This is a genomic window from Pseudomonas sp. 65/3-MNA-CIBAN-0223, from assembly GCF_040310425.1.
Taxonomy (GTDB): Bacteria; Pseudomonadota; Gammaproteobacteria; order Pseudomonadales; family Pseudomonadaceae; genus Aquipseudomonas; species Aquipseudomonas gregormendelii.
This window is the reverse complement of the sequence record NZ_JBEOPV010000083.1, coordinates 1-292: the sequence shown is the minus strand read 5'-3', so window position 1 is coordinate 292 and position 292 is coordinate 1. Positions and strand designations below refer to the sequence as shown.

Annotated in this window: 1 pseudogene; it reads left to right on the top strand. The window is 62.7% G+C overall.

The annotated features are described in order from the left end of the window. Positions 1–292 (top strand): annotated as a pseudogene (locus AAEZ09_RS28015) (SNF2-related protein); the annotation flags it as partial.

The window sequence follows — 292 nt, the reverse complement described above, 5'->3', positions numbered from 1 at the left end:
GCCAAGGAGCGTGTACTCCCCGTCGCGCACCTGCGCTTCGACTACAACGCCCATGGCATGCCCGTCACCACCCTGCTGCCCTATCGCGGCCAGGGCGGCACTCTCAACGTCAAGCTGCTCAGCGTCGATGCACTGGGCCATCAACAACAGGAGTTGATCGTCTCCGCCGTTACCCATGACGGCCAGGCACTGCTCGAAGACGATCCGCAAAAACTCCTGCGCCTACCGGCTGAAATTCTGACTCATGCCGCCCACCCGGTGGATACAGGAGCCTGCGACGCAGACCTGACAC